The organism is Rhodococcus sp. C3V (genome assembly GCF_029269915.1).
In the GTDB taxonomy this organism is placed as follows: Bacteria; Actinomycetota; Actinomycetes; order Mycobacteriales; family Mycobacteriaceae; genus Rhodococcus_F; species Rhodococcus_F qingshengii.
This window is the reverse complement of the sequence record NZ_JARJBE010000011.1, coordinates 168,864-185,233: the sequence shown is the minus strand read 5'-3', so window position 1 is coordinate 185,233 and position 16,370 is coordinate 168,864. Positions and strand designations below refer to the sequence as shown.

At 63.8% G+C, this 16,370-nt stretch carries 14 protein-coding genes; 8 read left to right on the top strand and 6 right to left on the bottom strand.

Translation table 11 applies throughout. The features are described from left to right. Nucleotides 1–11: 11 nt before the first annotated feature. Both ychF and P3G66_RS25520 read right to left on the bottom strand, forming a co-directional pair. A complete protein-coding gene (gene ychF, locus P3G66_RS25525) occupies nt 12–1,091 on the bottom strand; it encodes a redox-regulated ATPase YchF (RefSeq protein ID WP_030536245.1) in 1,080 nt (359 codons plus the stop codon). Between the two features lie 70 nt (nt 1,092–1,161). After that, nucleotides 1,162–1,665 carry a CD225/dispanin family protein gene (locus P3G66_RS25520; protein WP_276117287.1) on the bottom strand — a complete coding sequence of 168 codons (504 nt, stop codon included), beginning with the start codon at nt 1,663–1,665 and terminating at the stop codon, nt 1,162–1,164. Nucleotides 1,666–1,754: 89 nt separating this feature from the next. On the opposite strand from P3G66_RS25520, the gene P3G66_RS25515 reads away from it, so the two are divergent. The 3 genes from P3G66_RS25515 to P3G66_RS25505 all read left to right on the top strand — a co-directional run bounded on the left by P3G66_RS25515 (nt 1,755) and on the right by P3G66_RS25505 (nt 5,929). Next, nucleotides 1,755–3,332, top strand: a complete 1,578-nt coding sequence (locus P3G66_RS25515; protein ID WP_276117301.1) for an FMN-binding glutamate synthase family protein — start codon at nt 1,755–1,757, stop codon at nt 3,330–3,332. A gap of 111 nt (nt 3,333–3,443) precedes the next feature. Further along, nucleotides 3,444–5,726, top strand: coding sequence for a carbon starvation CstA family protein (locus tag P3G66_RS25510; protein ID WP_007726338.1), 2,283 nt, complete (start codon nt 3,444–3,446; stop codon nt 5,724–5,726). Nucleotides 5,727–5,728: 2 nt separating this feature from the next. Continuing rightward, nucleotides 5,729–5,929: a YbdD/YjiX family protein gene (locus P3G66_RS25505; RefSeq protein ID WP_019744572.1), complete on the top strand. Its 201-nt coding sequence runs from the start codon at nt 5,729–5,731 to the stop codon at nt 5,927–5,929. A 23-nt stretch (nt 5,930–5,952) separates the two neighbouring features. Here the strand turns inward: P3G66_RS25505 and P3G66_RS25500 are convergent, their stop codons facing one another. Next, a complete protein-coding gene (locus P3G66_RS25500; RefSeq protein ID WP_276117286.1) occupies nt 5,953–6,357 on the bottom strand; it encodes a hypothetical protein in 405 nt (134 codons plus the stop codon). A 152-nt stretch (nt 6,358–6,509) separates the two neighbouring features. Between P3G66_RS25500 and P3G66_RS25495 the strand changes: the two genes are divergently transcribed. Continuing rightward, a complete protein-coding gene (locus tag P3G66_RS25495; protein WP_124567069.1) occupies nt 6,510–7,709 on the top strand; it encodes an AI-2E family transporter in 1,200 nt (399 codons plus the stop codon). Here P3G66_RS25495 and P3G66_RS25490 read toward each other — a convergent pair whose 3' ends face one another. Together P3G66_RS25490 and P3G66_RS25485 are read right to left on the bottom strand one after the other, a co-directional pair. Next, the gene (locus P3G66_RS25490; RefSeq protein ID WP_276117285.1) at nt 7,710–10,688 is read right to left on the bottom strand and encodes an SMC family ATPase; all 2,979 of its coding nucleotides are present in this window, start codon (nt 10,686–10,688) and stop codon (nt 7,710–7,712) included. Then, a complete protein-coding gene (locus P3G66_RS25485) occupies nt 10,685–11,860 on the bottom strand; it encodes an exonuclease SbcCD subunit D (RefSeq protein ID WP_276117284.1) in 1,176 nt (391 codons plus the stop codon). The genes P3G66_RS25490 and P3G66_RS25485 overlap by 4 nt, the downstream gene beginning before the upstream one ends. 217 nt (nt 11,861–12,077) lie before the next feature. On the opposite strand from P3G66_RS25485, the gene P3G66_RS25480 reads away from it, so the two are divergent. After that, complete coding sequence (locus P3G66_RS25480; protein ID WP_276117283.1) at nt 12,078–13,034, top strand: DUF6542 domain-containing protein; 957 nt, start codon at nt 12,078–12,080, stop codon at nt 13,032–13,034. 69 nt (nt 13,035–13,103) lie between these two features. On the opposite strand, the gene P3G66_RS25475 is transcribed toward P3G66_RS25480, so the two are convergent. Next, nucleotides 13,104–14,117: a 4-hydroxy-3-methylbut-2-enyl diphosphate reductase gene (locus tag P3G66_RS25475; protein WP_003945273.1), complete on the bottom strand. Its 1,014-nt coding sequence runs from the start codon at nt 14,115–14,117 to the stop codon at nt 13,104–13,106. A 153-nt stretch (nt 14,118–14,270) separates the two neighbouring features. Here P3G66_RS25475 and P3G66_RS25470 point away from each other — a divergent pair, with 153 nt between their 5' ends. Genes P3G66_RS25470 through P3G66_RS25460 form a run of 3 tightly spaced genes read left to right on the top strand, consistent with a single transcriptional unit; the run spans nt 14,271 to nt 16,353 of the window. Continuing rightward, nucleotides 14,271–14,870: a lipid droplet-associated protein gene (locus P3G66_RS25470; RefSeq protein ID WP_276117282.1), complete on the top strand. Its 600-nt coding sequence runs from the start codon at nt 14,271–14,273 to the stop codon at nt 14,868–14,870. Beyond that, on the top strand, nt 14,867–16,132 hold the full coding sequence (xseA, locus tag P3G66_RS25465; protein WP_042920858.1) for an exodeoxyribonuclease VII large subunit: 1,266 nt from the start codon (nt 14,867–14,869) through the stop codon (nt 16,130–16,132). The genes P3G66_RS25470 and xseA overlap by 4 nt, the downstream gene beginning before the upstream one ends. Next, complete coding sequence (locus P3G66_RS25460; protein WP_019744579.1) at nt 16,129–16,353, top strand: exodeoxyribonuclease VII small subunit; 225 nt, start codon at nt 16,129–16,131, stop codon at nt 16,351–16,353. Before xseA ends, P3G66_RS25460 begins: the two co-directional genes overlap by 4 nt. Nucleotides 16,354–16,370 lie beyond the last annotated feature (17 nt).

Genomic DNA, 16,370 nt, shown 5'->3' with positions numbered 1-16,370 from the left:
AAGCCGCGGATTTAGACGTTGAAGCGGAACTCCACCACATCGCCGTCGGCCATGACGTATTCCTTGCCCTCCATGCGGACCTTGCCGGCAGCCTTGGCTGCGGCCATGGAACCGGCCTCGACGAGGTCGTCGAAGGACACGATTTCAGCCTTGATGAAGCCACGCTCGAAGTCGGTGTGAATGACGCCGGCAGCCTGGGGCGCGGTGTCACCCTTGTGGATCGTCCAGGCGCGAGCTTCCTTCGGACCAGCCGTCAGGTAGGTCTGCAGCCCGAGAGTGTGGAAGCCGGTGCGCGCGAGGGCATGCAGGCCCGGCTCTGTCTGACCGATCGAGTCGAGCATTTCCTGGCGGTCTTCCTCGTCCAGCTCGAGCAGTTCCTGCTCGACCTTCGCGTCGAGGAACACGGCGTCGGCCGGGGCGACGGAAGCGCGCAGTTCCGCGACCTTCGCTTCGTCGGTGAGCACCGACTCGTCGGCGTTGAAGACGTACAGGAAGGGCTTGGTGGTGAGCAGGCTCAGCTCACGCAGCAACGAGAAATCGAGCTTGTCCTTGACGCTGAAGAGCGTCGTGCCCTCGTTGAGGAATGCCTGAGCCTTGAGCGCCTCGTCGTGGGCTGGCTTGAGCTCCTTGTTCTTGCGAGCTTCCTTGTCCAGACGCGGGAGAGCCTTCTCGAGGGTCTGCATGTCGGCGATCACGAGCTCGGTCTCGATGACCTCGATGTCCGAGGCCGGGTCGACCTTGCCGTCGACGTGGATGACGTCGTCGTCGGCGAAGACGCGCACTACCTGGCAGATGGCATCAGCTTCACGGATGTTGGCCAGGAACTTGTTACCCAGGCCGGCGCCCTCGGATGCACCCTTGACGATTCCGGCGATGTCGACGAACGACACGGTCGCGGGGAGGATGCGCTCGGAGCCGAAGATCTCGGCGAGCTTCTGCAGCCGCGGATCGGGCAGCTCGACCAGACCGACGTTGGGTTCGATGGTCGCGAACGGGTAGTTCGCTGCCAACACGTCGTTGTTGGTCAGTGCATTGAAAAGGGTGGACTTGCCGACGTTGGGCAGTCCGACGATTCCGAGGGTAAGGCTCACGGTCTGTGGATTCTACGGCCTCGCAGCGACGTGACGGGTACTCGCCCCACCGTCACGTCGCGGCAGGTGATCAGTTGTAGGTATACGAATCGACGGACGACACGATCGCAACCAGGAAGATGACGTAGAACGCGATGAACAGCACCCAGCAGATCACGGCTATGAGGAGCGAGATCTGACCGAGCTTCTTCACCCGCTCGGACGCGTACTGCGCGCCCTGGTGATCGCCCATCGCCCACTTCGGGTAGATGTCGTGGAGATGATTGAACGCGGCGAACGCGATAGGCCAGAAGAACAGGATCGACGCGACGGCCCATCCCGCGTTGGACTTCGGCGGACCGTACTGAGGCGCCGCGTACGTGGGAGCGGCGCTGTACTGCTGGGTCGCGCTGTACTGCTGACCGGTCGGATACTGCTGTCCGGCTGAGTACTGCTGGCCCGTCGGATACTCCTGGCCTGCTGAATATTGCTGACCGGCTGAATACTGCTGGCCCGCCGGATACTGCTGTTCCTTCGGATACTGCTGCTCCTTCGGGTCCTGCGGGTCGGTCGGATATTGCGGTTCGGTCATCATTCCCCCAAAGAGTCGGATTCGGTTCTCTATCGCAGAACCTAGTGGAGACTTACCGCTGCCGTGTCACAGTGAGCGCCTACGCTCTCGAGGTGACTCGGATGCTGATCGTGCTCTTGATATGGATAGTGGGTCTCGGCACCGCCGCGCTCGCAATTGTCGCCTCGCCCGGATGGTGGGTGATCGCTGTCGTCACACTCGCGCTGGCGGCGATGGGCACCTACGACCTCACTCAGAAGTCCCACAGCATCCTCCGTAACTATCCGGTCCTGGGGCACGCGCGATTCCTCCTCGAGAAGATTCGACCCGAGATCCAGCAGTACTTCGTCGAATCATCCACCGATGGAATGCCATTCGATCGCGAAACGCGAGATCTGGTTTACGAGCGGGCAAAGGGAACACTGGCGGAAGAGCCCTTCGGGACCGAGCGCGACGTCAATGCGATCGGCTACGAGTTCATGACGCATTCGATTCGCGCACGGACCGCCCCCGACACCGTTCCCCGAGTTCGCCTCGGCGGACGCGATTGCACGAAACCGTACGACATCGCTCTCCTGAACGTCTCCGCGATGAGCTTCGGGTCGTTGTCCGCCAACGCAATCGAGGCCCTCAACGCCGGCGCAGCCAAAGGCGGCTTCGCCCACGACACCGGCGAAGGTGCGATCAGTCCGTATCACCGCAAACACGGTGGCGATCTGATCTGGGAAATCGCTTCGGGGTACTTCGGGTGCCGAACCGAGGACGGCCGATTCGATCCTGACCGTTTTGCCGAGCGCGCCGGCCTCGATCAGGTGAAGGCCATTTCGATCAAGCTCTCGCAAGGTGCGAAACCCGGGTTGGGTGGCGTGCTTCCCGGAGTCAAGGTCTCCCCCGAAATCGCTGAAACCCGCGGGGTACCCGTCGGCCAGACCGTGATTTCGCCACCCGCGCACACCGCGTTCAGCACCCCGGTCGAACTGGTCGATTTCATCGCGACCCTGCGAAAACTGTCGGGCGGCAAGCCGGTCGGGATGAAACTGTGTGTCGGCTCGCGTCGTGAATTCCTCGGAATCTGCAAGGCGATGACCGAACGCGGCATCACGCCGGACTTCATCATCGTCGACGGTTCCGAAGGCGGCACCGGCGCTGGTCCGGTGGAATTCGAGGACCACATGGGCATGCCGTTGACCGAAGGCCTGATGCTGGTGCACAACGCCTTGGTGGGAACTGGTCTGCGCCCTCTCGTGAAAATCGGCGCTTCCGGAAAGGTGGCGAGCGGTTCCGACATCGTCAAACGCATCATCCAGGGCGCAGACTTCACGATGGCTGCCCGCGCAATGATGTTCGCAGTGGGCTGCATTCAGGCCCAGATGTGCCACACCAACCGCTGCCCGGTCGGCGTTGCCACTCAGGATCCGGCACGCACCCGCGCACTCGACATCCCCGACAAGAGCGAGCGCGTCTACCGATTCCAGAAGGCAACCGTCGCCAGCGCGCAACAGATGATCGCGTCGATGGGCATCGATTCGTTCGACCAATTACAACCGGGAATGCTCAACCGCCGCGTCGACGGTCTCACCACCCGCACCTATGCCGACCTGTTCGACTGGCTGATGCCGGGTGAACTGCTCGACTCCCCGCCGCAGAGCTGGCTCACCGATTGGATCGACGCCGACGCTCACCGATTCTGACGTCGGTCGACTCCCGCGTTTCAGATCGCGCGGATTCACCCTTCTGGTCCTACAGTGACAGATGGCCCGCTGTGACGGCGGCCACACTGCACTAGTGGACGGAGTTCGACGATGAGCTTGACGACTGCGCCGGAACCAAATGTCGAGTACCTGAAAACCGATCCTGACCTGCCACCTGTCGGCGTCATCGACAAGACGCCCATTTCCACGACTGCGCGCGTCGTCTTCCTTGTTCTCGGACTGGTCGGCGCGGGCGCCTGGTACATGATTGCGATCGTCCGCGGTGAACACATCAGCGCCGTGTGGTTCGTGTTGGCCGCAATCTGTACCTACCTGATCGCCTACCGCTTCTATGCGCGGTTGATCGAACGCAAGATCGTCAAGCCCCGCGACGACGTCGCAACTCCCGCCGAGATCATGGAGAACGGCGCCGACTACATGCCGACCGACCGTCGGGTGCTGTTCGGTCACCACTTTGCGGCAATCGCCGGCGCGGGCCCACTGGTCGGGCCCGTCCTGGCCGCTCAGATGGGATATCTTCCGGGAACGATCTGGATCATCGTCGGCGTGGTGTTCGCCGGGGCGGTGCAGGACTTCATGGTCCTGTGGATCTCGTCGAAGCGCCGCGGGCGCAGCCTCGGTCAGATGGCCCGCGAAGAACTCGGCCTCGTCGGCGGCGTCGCCGCATTGATCGGCGTGTTCGTCATCATGATCATCCTCATCGCGGTGCTCGGACTTGTTGTCGTCAATGCGCTCGCCGAGTCCCCGTGGGGTGTGTTCTCGATCGCGATGACCATCCCCATCGCACTGTTCATGGGCGTGTACCTGCGGTATCTGCGGCCGGGCAAGGTTTCCGAGGTTTCCTTGATCGGCGTCGTCCTGCTTCTCCTTGCTATCGTCTCCGGCGGCTGGGTTGCCGATACCGGTTGGGGCGCAGACTGGTTCACCCTCTCGAAGGTGACCATCGCGTGGCTGATGATCGCGTACGGATTCGCCGCATCGGTGCTGCCGGTCTGGCTGCTCCTGGCGCCGCGTGACTACCTGTCGACGTTTATGAAGGTCGGCACGATCGCACTGCTGGCCATCGGAATTCTGGTTGCACGGCCCGCCCTGAACATGCCGGCAGTGACGCCGTTCGCCTCCAACGGCGAAGGCCCGGCCTTTGCCGGTTCACTGTTCCCGTTCCTGTTCATCACCATTGCCTGTGGCGCACTCTCGGGATTCCACGCGCTGATCGCGTCCGGTACGACGCCGAAGCTGCTCGAGAAGGAAAGCCAGACCAAGATGATCGGGTACGGCGGCATGCTGACCGAATCGTTTGTCGCGATCATGGCTCTGGTCACCGCCTGCATCCTCGATCAGCACCTGTACTTCGCACTCAACGCTCCCGCGGCGCTCACCGGTGGAACACCGGAAACCGCAGCCGAATACGTCAACAATCTGCCCCTCGGCACTGCCCCCATCACGCCGGACGTACTAACTCAGGCAGCCGAGGCCGTCGGCGAAGAATCGATCATCTCGAGAACCGGCGGCGCCCCGACGCTCGCGTTCGGCATGTCCGAAGTGCTCAGCGACGTCTTCGGCGGTGACTCGCTGAAATCGTTCTGGTACCACTTCGCGATCATGTTCGAGGCTCTGTTCATCCTCACCACGATCGATGCCGGCACTCGCGTCGCTCGATTCATGCTCTCGGACTCGCTCGGCAACTTCGGCGGTCCGGCAAAGAAGTTCAAGGACCCGTCGTGGCGCATCGGCGCGTGGCTGTGCTCGCTGATCGTGGTCGCTGCGTGGGGCGCGATCCTACTCATGGGTGTCACCGATCCCCTCGGCGGAATCAACACACTCTTCCCACTCTTCGGCATCGCCAACCAGCTACTGGCCGCGATCGCCCTGACGGTGGTCATGACGATCGTCATGAAGAAGGGCCTGTTCAAATGGGCCTGGATCCCCGGCGTGCCGTTGGTGTGGGACCTGGTCGTGACCATGACCGCGTCGTACCAGAAGATCTTCTCCGACAACCCCGCGATCGGTTACTGGGCTCAGCACAACGTGTTCAAGGATGCGAAGGCCGCAGGCGAGACAGCGCACGGTTCTGCGAAGACTCCGGAGGCCATCGATGCCGTCATTCGCAACACCTTCATCCAGGGCACGCTGTCGATCATCTTCGCGTCACTGGTGATCGTCGTGGTCATCGCCGGGATCATCGTATGTGCCAAGGCAATCCGAGCCGGCGGGCTGCCGACCACCGAGTCCCCGGAAGAACCGTCGAAGATCTTCGGACCCGCCAGCTTCATTCCGACGCCCGCGGAGAAGGAAATCCAGAAGGAATGGGACGAGCTCATCAAAGCCGGGAAGGTCCGTGCGCCCGGCGCCGCGCACGGAGGTGGGCACTGACCATGACCATGACGGCAAAACTCACCACAGCGTTCCGCGGAACGCTGTGGTGGGTTCGCTCGGTGATGGGTGATCTCGACTATCAGCGTTACGTCGAGCACACCCGACGCCACCACGCCGACTCACCGGTGATCAGCGAACGAGAGTTCTGGCGCCGCCGGCACGCAGCAGCAGACGCCAACCCAGGCGCCCGCTGCTGCTGAATCCCGCGCTTGGTGAATCTCCGTCAGGGGCAGGTGGCCTTCGCGAGTTCGTAAATGTGGCCGGCCTGCTCGTCGGTAGGCTTGTTGCCGTTGTTCTCGGCCAGGTCGGTGATCTTGGTCTTGACCTGCGCCTCGTCCGTGCCGTTGGCGACCTCGGTACACGTGGTAGTCAAGATCTCCTCGATGTCTGCGTCGTCGCGATTCTCCGCCAACGGCGCGTAAGCCCCACGGAACGTGGCGACGAACAGCGCCGTCTTGCCCTGATCGATGGCGTTGCCCGCGGACTGTTTGGCTGTCTCGAGCGCCTGTTGCCCGCTCGTGACTGCTTCGCTGATCTTGTTCTGCGCGTTGTCCTGATCCTCGGTGCTACACGCGGTGAGCCCGAGAACGACGATTGCTGCTGCCCCGACTGCTGCTGCGATTCTCATGACGGAAATGTTAGTCCGATCGGCATGCTTCAAAACACAGTATTGCAGCGCAACACACGAGTTATCGCACGCAGTCGTTACGATCAGCTCAGCTAGATCACCGGATTCGCACATCGGCGAGGAGATCCCTGCGCCGACGGAAAGGACGATCAGTGAGCGAGCAAGACAAGGGGACGTCCGCAGGGGTGCGCAAGCGCGACCGCGGCGAGATCATCGGGCAAGGAGGTATGTGGCTCGCAAAGTGGTCGTTGGTGTTGGCGTCGATTTCGCTGGGCGCCTGGATTTTCGGCTGGCTGATCGAAAAGCTCTGGGTCATCATCCTGCCGGTGGCTCTGGCTATCGTTGTCGCGACAGTCATGTGGCCGCCGACCCGCGGAATGATCAAGCGCGGTATGCCACCCGCCGCGGCAGCCGGCATCACCTTGGTGCTCTCGATCGGAATCTTGGCCGGCGTGATCGCAGGCATCGTTCCGTCAGTGGTCAGCCAGGCCCCCGAGCTCGCGAACAAGACCACCGAGGGCATCAACCAGGTTCAGGACTGGCTCCAGGGTCCGCCCCTGAACCTGAAGGACGACCAGATCGACAACGCCGTCCACGCCGTCATCACCAAGGTGCAGGAAAGTGGAACCGCCATCGCTTCAGGCGTTTTCAGCGGCGTGAGTACCGCGAGCTCCTTGTTGGTCACGCTCGGTTTGGTTCTGATTCTCGCCTTCTTCTTCATCAAGGACGGACCGCGGTTCATCCCCTGGCTGCACGCTGTCGGCGGCGGTCGCGCCGGTCGGCATCTCGAAGAGGTCCTCACCCGCATGTGGGACACGCTCGGTGGATTCATCAGGACACAAGCGCTGGTGAGCCTCATCGACGCGGTCTTCATCGGCGCCGGATTGCTGATCCTCGGCGTCCCACTGGCACCGGTGCTGGCAATTCTGACGTTCATCGGTGGCTTCATCCCGATCGTCGGCGCGTTTGTCGCCGGCGCCCTGGCCGTGTTGGTTGCGCTGGTGGCCAACGGTCTCACCACCGCCATCATCGTGCTGATCATCATCCTGGCGGTACAGCAGATCGAAGGAAACGTCCTTCAGCCAGTGCTGCAGAGCAAGTCGATGAAACTCCACGCCGTCATCGTACTGCTTGCCGTGGCCGCCGGTAGCTCGCTGTACGGCATCGTCGGCGCCTTCCTCGCAGTGCCCGTCGCCGCGGTGGCAGCAGTTGTCATCCGGTACATCGGAGAGCAGATCGACGAGCGCGCAAGCGACAACGAGCCGATGCCCGCCGGCGACGCGTCGGACATCCTCGAAGATCAAGACGACGACGCCGACGCCGAATCAGAGGTAGAGAACAAAAAGGCCTGATCAGCCTGCAATCACGTTCACCGAGGAGCCTGCACGTCCGCGAATGACGTGCAGGCGACTCGGGATTCGCTGCCTCATCTCGTCCACGTGACTGACGATGCCCACCACTCGTCCTCCGTCGCGAAGCTCGTCCAACACAGCCATCACCGAGTCGAGGGTGTCGGCGTCGAGAGTGCCGAATCCTTCGTCGATGAACATCGTGTCGAGAACGATTCCGCCGGACTCCGCCGCAACCACATCGGCGAGTCCGAGCGCCAAAGACAATGACGCCAAGAACGATTCACCACCGGAGAGCGTCTTCGCCGAGCGAACGACTCCCGTGAAGTCGTCGCGGATGTCGAGTCCCAGACCGCCGCGGCGACCCCGAGTACCTGCCTCGTCACTGTGCACGAACTCGTACCGACCCCCGGACATCCGCTGCAGCCGAACCGATGCCGACACGGCGATCTCTTCCAACCGCGAAGCGAGCACATACGCTCGCAGCGACATCTTGCGACTGTTCTGACCTTTGCCTGCGATCACGTCGGCGAGGGCCGCGAGTTCGTCGTGCAGTTCCCGCTCGGGCGCAACCGCCTCGTATGCCTTCTCGAGTTGTCCGCTGAACCGTTCGAGATCCGACACACGGTTCTCGGCCAGGGATGCGGCTGCAACAGCCGAGTTCACCACCTCGGCGCATTGAACGGCGAGGCTGCGAGGACCCTCGACGTCGACTGTCTCGATTTCGCCCACCGCAACGACCTCGGGGTCGTCGAGGATGGTGCGAGCGGCCACCTCGAGGTCACGCGCTTTGGCGAGTTCGGTTTCGATCGCCGCGATTCGGGCAGGCGATCTCACCCCTTCGATCGCAGCCTCGACCGAATCGAATCCGGCAGCGGCCGCCGCAGCGGCCAGTTTGGTCGACAGTTCCGCCGATCGCGCCTGCGCACGAACGGCCTCGTCACGCATCTCAGATGCCGCCGTGGCCGCGGAGGCAAGCCTGTCGAACCGCGAGCGCCGAGCAGCGATGGTCGAATCTTCTCCCACCGCAGCGACAATCGCCGCTCGAATCTGCTCGACCGTGGCCGACAGTGTCGTCATTCGCTCGGTCAGTGCTGCCAATTCGGCAGTCAGAGAAGCCGATTCCTGTTGCAGCTCGCCGTCACGCTCGTTGAGTTGCGCGAGCTTGTCGGCCAACACTCCAACCTGACCGGCAGAGTGTGTCGCCTCGTCGACGGCGCTCTGAGCCGCGGCGCGGAGCCTGTCGAGTTCTTCGACGTCTCCATCCCCGCCGCGGGCGATCACGCGGTCGATGTCACGGTCGACGGCTACCTGGCGGTCGACTACCTTGCTCAGGGCTTTCTCCGCTGCACGCTCGGCTGCGGACGCGGCTTCCAGATCGGGCTCGGTGACCGTGACGACGTCCGACTGCGCCAGGGCAGGGTGTTCACGCGAACCACACACCTGGCAAGGGTCACCGGGCGCGAGTGAACTCGCCAACTCCGCCGCCATGCCTTCGATACGCTTCTGCACGAGATCGAGCCAGCGCCCGCGAGCACTCTGATGGACGTCGCGCGCATCCAACACCTGCACACGAATCTTCTCGGCTTGCGCACGCAGAGAGACGATTTCATGGGCCGCCGTCGCAGCATCCGACGCTCTGACGAGTGCCGCCTCGAGGCCGGGCAGAGTGGCATGCGCGCGTTGCGCGTCGTCCAATCTTCGGCCGGCCGCGCGTACCAGTTCTGGCAGTTCGGTGCGTTCAACCGCGATGGCATCAATGCGCTCGGACAGGGCGTCTCGCCGAACTCCGAGTTTTTCGACCTCGGCTTCCGCCGCATCGGCTCTGCGAGCGTCCTCCGCCATCGCGTCGAGACGAACGATCTCGTCACGCCAGGTCCGGATCCGAGTTACGACGCGTTGACGCTCATCGTCGGTGGGTGGCCACACTCCCGGCTCGAAAATCTCCGGCCCGCCCGTTGCCGAGTAGGTCGACATCGCGGTGTTCATCGATTCGAGCGATGCGACAAGACCCACGCGGGCAGTCTCTACATCGTCGGCGACAGCAGCTACCTGCACAGCCCGCCTGGCGGTCTCGAGTTCGGCGCCGATCGCAAATCGGTGCGCGGTGCCCGTGTTGAATGCTGCGAGTTCAGCAGTCGCACGATTACGGCGAACGAGCAGCTCTGCGGTTCGCTGCGCCGTTGCGAGCACCCGATTAGCCTCGGCTGCTGCATCTTTGGCGGTCACCATCTCGGCGAGACTTGCATCGCGGGTGTCCTGAGCCTCGGCGAGGAGTTTGCGCGACCATTCCAGTGGGTGCGCCTCGGCGCCCACCTCGAGCCCAGCGGCAGTCTCGACCTTCGCGAGCAGCAGACGCACGGATTGCTCCCTGGCGGCGAGCGCGGTAGCACTTGCCTTTCGTTTGGCGTCGAACCATGCCTCGACGGAGACAAAACGCTTGGTGTCGAACAGACGCTCGAGCAGTTTGCCTCGCTCATCGCTTTCGGCGCGCAGAAATTTGGCGAACTCACCCTGAGGCAAGAGCACCACCTGGAAGAACTGATCAGCGCTCATGCCCATGAGACGGTTGATCTCGTCACCGATGTCAGGGATGCGCGAAAGGTTCTCGCCGCGGCCGTCCAACCACGTCAGCGTGGCCTTGGCATTCTCGGTAATCGAACCGGTCCCGCGCTTCTTCGGGCGCGAATACTCCGGACTGCGAACGAGTTTGATTCGGCGACCACTGATGGTCGCCTCCAGTTCCACGCGCGGCACCGAACCGGCCGGCGCGTGATCCGACAGCAATCGCTTGCCCTCGTTGCGCGCGCCCGGCACCCGCCCGTACAGGGCGAACGCAACCGCGTCGAGAATCGTGGTCTTTCCTGCCCCGGTGTCGCCGTGAAGAAGGAACAACCCGTCTGCACCCAAACGGTCGAAGTCGACTTCGACCGTGTCGGCAAAGGGCCCGAAACAGCTGACTTCGAGTTTGTGCAGTCTCACGCGGTTTCACCCAGTTCTACCGTGGACTCCTCGGCGCGCGCGGCAGCGCTGAGCGCTTCGGTCATCAACGAGACCTCACGCTCGGACGGGTCACTACGCACTGCCGAGACAAAGCCGCGGGCGATCTCCATGTCGGTTCGACCACGAACCGCGTCGCGGTACTTGAGATCCGATTGTCCTTCCGGCCTTTGCCATTCGAGATGAACGGCAAACGGGAAACGGGCTTGAAGTTGCCTCATGGCATCGACCGGGCGGACCGGGTCGGTGAGCAATGCGGAGACATAGCACTGCTCGGAATCGGCATATTTCGACTCGGTGAGTAGTTCGTCGAGTGTCCCCACTACCTGGCTCAGCCCCCGAATGACCGGGAGATCCAGGCGCTGCACCGACGACAGGCCGGCTGCGTCGAGTTCGATCAGCAGCGCCGCCTTACGGTGGCTGCGCTCACCGAACGAATACGGCAACGGTGAGCCTGAGTATCGAACACTCTCCGAGAGCATCTGCGGAGAATGCAGGTGTCCGAGGGCGACGTAGTCGACGCCGTCGAACTCGCCCACTGCGACGGTCTCCACTCCGCCGACCGAGATGGAGCGTTCCGATTCAGAGGCCTCACCGCCCACGACGAAGGCATGGGCGAGCAATACCGATCGAGTCGCGGGGTCGGCAGCCGTTCGTTCAGCGAGATCTCGCCGAACACGCGACATGGCCGCTCCGAGGATGTCGGAATGAGTACGAGCCCGGGGCACGTCCAACTCGACGCGCGTGATCTCCGGCTCGAGATACGGAATCCCGTAAAAGGCGACGGGCCCGAACTGATCGCTCAGCATCACCGGAGTACCGATCTGGCCGACTCGGGTGATCAAGTGCAAGCCGCCGGCAGCGGCAAAGGATGCCCCGGCTCCGAGCCGCACCGCGGAATCGTGATTGCCGGACGTCGCGACGATGACCGCCCCCGCCGCCCGGATTGCCTCGAAGCCTCGATTGCACACGGTGACCGCGTCGGAACTGGGAATCGAGCGGTCGTAGATGTCACCGGGCACGACCACGACGTCGACGCCGTGTTCGCGGACGGAATCTGCGATGGAACCGAGCACACTCGCCTGATCGGCCAACAGATCGACCCCGTGAAAGGTGCGACCTATATGCCAATCGGAGGTGTGCAGAATCTTCATGAATCCGACGGTAGAGCAGCCCACCGACACCGCCGATCTCCCACGCTGACGGCTTCGTCGGTGTGCCCCAACCCACGAGCGTCCGGTGACCCTGCACACAATCCGTCCGGTTCGTTTGGCGAAGAACCCGAAACCATCGCGCCATCGCGTCGATAAATGCGCCAGCCACGACCCGCACAAACACGGCCGACAACGCAAGAACCGCTAATGTCGTTATGTGTCTGCAACCCAACGTGCTCGCTCCGGGGTACCGCTGGACAAGCGATCGCTCATCGTGACCGTCCCCGGCCTGCCCTGGTGGGGAGTGATCCTGATTGCTGCCGGTGTGACCGCCGTCGGCGTACTGATCGATGCCACCGGAGGCGGCGGAGAGCTCACCGCGGTGTTCTCGACGTTCTACTTCCTGGGCTGTCTCTTCGCTGTGGTTGCCGCTTCGAACAAAGCACTCTTCACCGCGATGGCCCAACCGCCGTTGCTGCTCTTCGCTGCGGTGCCGATCGGGCACACGCTCATCGGCAAGGACAACAGCACCGCGCTGCGCGATATCGCGATCAACATCGCGTACCCGTTGGTCAACCGCTTTCCGATCATGTTGGCCGCAACCGTGGTCGTGCTGATCATCGGTGGCTTCCGATACTTCCTGCTCAATCAGCGCCCCACCGGGCCCGCGCGCTCGACCCGCTCCCGCCGCTCGGCGGCCACCACTCGTGACTCCTCTGCGGCTGCCACGCGAGAACAACCCGCACCCGAGACCGGGCGTCGACGCAGAGTCTCGGACGCGCCCGTCCCCGGGCCCCCGCGTCGCCGCGCCCCCGAGGTGGACGAGCAGCCCGCCTACCGAAGCACCCCCAGGCGCGAGCCAATCCAGGACGAGCGTCCGCTGCCGCCTCGGAGAAGCCCTCAGCCCCCCAGGGTCGATCGCACGCACCAACCGCCTACGCGTCGCCCCCAGCCCGACAGTCGGCCCGTGGCAGACGACGACTACCCGTCGTACGGTCGCCGCCGGGCGCCCGAGCCCACTCCGTCGCCCAGACGTGAGGAGCGGATGGAGCCCTTCTTCGCTTCGGGTGACGACGTATCGCCGCCGCTGCCCCCTCGCCGCCGCCCACCCGGAGTCGATCTTCCCGCGTATCCGCCGCCGCGAGTTCGGTACCGCGATCGCGAAGAGCCCTGAACAGACGCGCCCGGTAGCACAAAAATGCGGGGCACCTTCCAGATGGAAGGTGCCCCGCATTTTCTTGATTCAGGACGTGCGCGCTGCTCGCAATTCACGGGGAAGGGCGAACACCAGAGTCTCGTTGGCAGTGGTGACGGGTTGAACGTCGTTGTATCCGTGCTCGGCAAGAAGTTCGATCACGCCGCGCACGAGCACCTCGGGTACCGATGCGCCTGACGTGATGCCGACTGTCTGGACACCCTCGAGCCACGCGAGATCGACCTCACGGGCGTAGTCGACCAGGTACGACGCGGCAGCGCCCGCCCCGAGCGCGACCTCGACCAGGCGAACCGAGTTGGACGAGTTCCGCGAACCCACCACGATCACGAGATCGCACTCGGGAGCCATCGCCTTGACCGCGACCTGACGGTTCTGCGTGGCGTAGCAGATGTCGTCGGACGGCGGGTCCTGCAGATTGGGGAAGCGCTCACGCAGGCGCGCGACGGTCTGCATCGTCTCGTCGACGCTCAGTGTGGTCTGGGAAAGCCAGATGACCTTCGACTCGTCACGAACCGTGACCGCGTCGACCGAATCCGGGCCGTCGACGATGGTGACGTGATCGGGAGCCTCACCTGCGGTGCCCTCGACCTCCTCGTGGCCTTCGTGGCCGATGAGCAGAATGTCGTAATCGTCGCGGGCGAATCGCTTCGCTTCCTGGTGCACCTTCGTGACCAGGGGGCACGTCGCGTCGATCGTGCGCAGGTTCCGCTCGGCAGCCGAGTCGTGGACGGCCGGCGACACACCGTGCGCCGAGAACACGAGCAACGATCCCTCGGGAACCTCGTCGGTTTCGTCGACGAAGATCACGCCCTGATCTTCGAGCGTCTCGACGACGTGGCGATTGTGGACGATCTCCTTACGCACGTAGATGGGAGCGCCGTGCTTCTCGAGGGCCTTCTCGACGGTCTCGACCGCGCGGTCGACGCCGGCGCAGTAGCCGCGAGGCTCGGCGAGGAGCACGCGCTTGGCGCTGCCCTTGCGGGTGGACGGCGAATCAGCCGAGTGCGCGATACCGAGATTGAGAGGAACAGCCGAAGACATGTGACCAGCCTACTGGCACCTCGAACGTGAGACACTCCGGCAAACGTGAACACCTCGGTTTCGGGATCCGATCGAAGGTTCCGAAGTAAACGAGTACGGCCGTCACAGGCAAGTCGGCTACCGATTGTCGGAGCTTTGCGGCAAGCTGTGGGAATGATCCGACCACCGTTCGTGGCGCGCGTTGCCGCGGGACTCGCCGTCACCGCGATGGAAGAGGCAAAGAAGCTGCCCACCACCGCCGTCGCCCTGCCGATGACCGCCGTGAGCCAGATGCTGCAGACAAGCATGCGCGTGCAGCAGTCGATCACCTCGTTGGCCATCAAGGGCGATCAGGCATTTGCACTGATCAACTGGTCTTCCGAGGACGAACAGCCCGAGTGGGCGGTCTTCGACGAAGACGTCGACGCGCCTGCTGACCCGACGTCTTCCACCGGATCGACCACCGCTGACACCCCGACCAACGCCGGTCGCTTCGCGCTCTACTCGCTCGAGCCGACTGCCCCCATCGAGGAACCCGCACCCGGCGCCGAGTCCGAATCCACGGCAGCTACGACGGACAAGCCTGCCGAAGAGCCCGAGATCGTCACCGAACTCGACTACCCCAACCTCACACTCGCACAGCTCCGTGCGCGCATCCGGACGCTCAGCATCGACGAGCTGACCGCCGTCCTGGACTACGAGAATGCGACGCTCGCTCGCGCACCGTTCCAGACCATGCTCACCAACCGCATCACCACAGCCAAGGCAAAGTGACTTCCGCAACGCCCCCCGCTTCATCGCAGCGATCGTCCGGCGCCAGTAGCGCCGAGCAGCCGTGGCCGGTCCGCACGGTTTCCGCCAAGGTCGCCGGCTGGATCGATCGGCTCGGCAGCATCTGGGTCGAAGGTCAGATCACCCAGATCAATGCACGCCCCGGTACCCGAACGGCCTTTCTCGTCCTGCGTGATCCGTCGGCAGACATGTCGCTGTCGATCACGTGCTCACCGCAGTTGTTGCACAACTCCCCGGTGCCGTTGACCGAGGGCTCGCGTGTCGTGATGTTCGGCAAGCTCTCGTTCTACACCGGACGCGGAACGGTGTCGTTGCGTGTCACCGAGATTCGCGCCGTGGGTATCGGTGAGCTGCTTGCCCGCATCGAGAGACTGCGCGCCTTGCTCGCGGCCGAGGGCTTGTTCGATCCGCGGCTCAAACGGCCGCTTCCGTTTCTGCCCGGCACGATCGGCCTGATCACGGGCCGAGCCAGTGCGGCCGAGAAGGATGTCGTCTCAGTCGCCCATCGTCGTTGGCCAGCAGTTGCCATCGCAGTGCGTAACACCGCGGTTCAGGGTCCGACTGCTGTTCCCCAGATCATCGAAGCGCTGAAGGAACTCGACGCCAACCCGGTAGTCGACGTCATCATCCTCGCTCGCGGCGGCGGAAGCGTCGAGGATCTCCTGCCGTTCTCCGACGAAGCGCTGTGCCGCGCCATCGTGGCCTGCACGACGCCGATCGTCAGTGCCATCGGACACGAGCCGGACAGCCCGCTCAGTGACCACGTCGCCGACCTGCGCGCAGCCACACCCACCGACGCTGCGAAGCGCGTCGTACCCGACGCGGTTGCGGAAGCTGCCCTGGTTGCGGATCTGCGTGACCGCAGCGCTGCGGCACTGCGCAGCTGGGTCAAGCGTGAGTCTCATCTGATCGAACAGTTGCGCACTCGACCGGTCATGGCATCACCGCTGCTCGCGGTGGACCGTCGCGCCGAGGAGGTCGAAAGGCTCCAAGCCGCCGGACGACGCGATGTGACTCGGTTGATCGACTCCGAGTCCCGAACGATCGAGCATCTGCGCGCCCGGCTCACCACGCTGGGCCCCGCCGCGACGCTGGCCCGCGGATACGCAGTCGTGCAACGTGTTGTCGCCGAAGGCGATCCGGAGGTTCTGCGCTCGGTCGAGGACGCGCCACCCGGTACCCAGATTCGAGTTCGACTTGCAGACGGCGCCGTTCGCGCCGCAGTGATGGGAAGAGAAAAATGAGCAACGCCACCGACACCGACACCGACATCAACGAACTCGGCTACGAAGCAGCCCGGGACGAACTGGTGAGCGTCGTGAAGATTCTCGAACAGGGCGGTCTGGACCTCGACGCGTCACTCTCACTGTGGGAGCGAGGCGAAGCGTTGGCCAAGCGCTGTGAAGAGCACTTGGCCGGCGCGAGGGCCCGCGTCGAAAAGGCTCTGGCCGAAGCGGACGAGTAGCGTCCGCTCCGACCGCA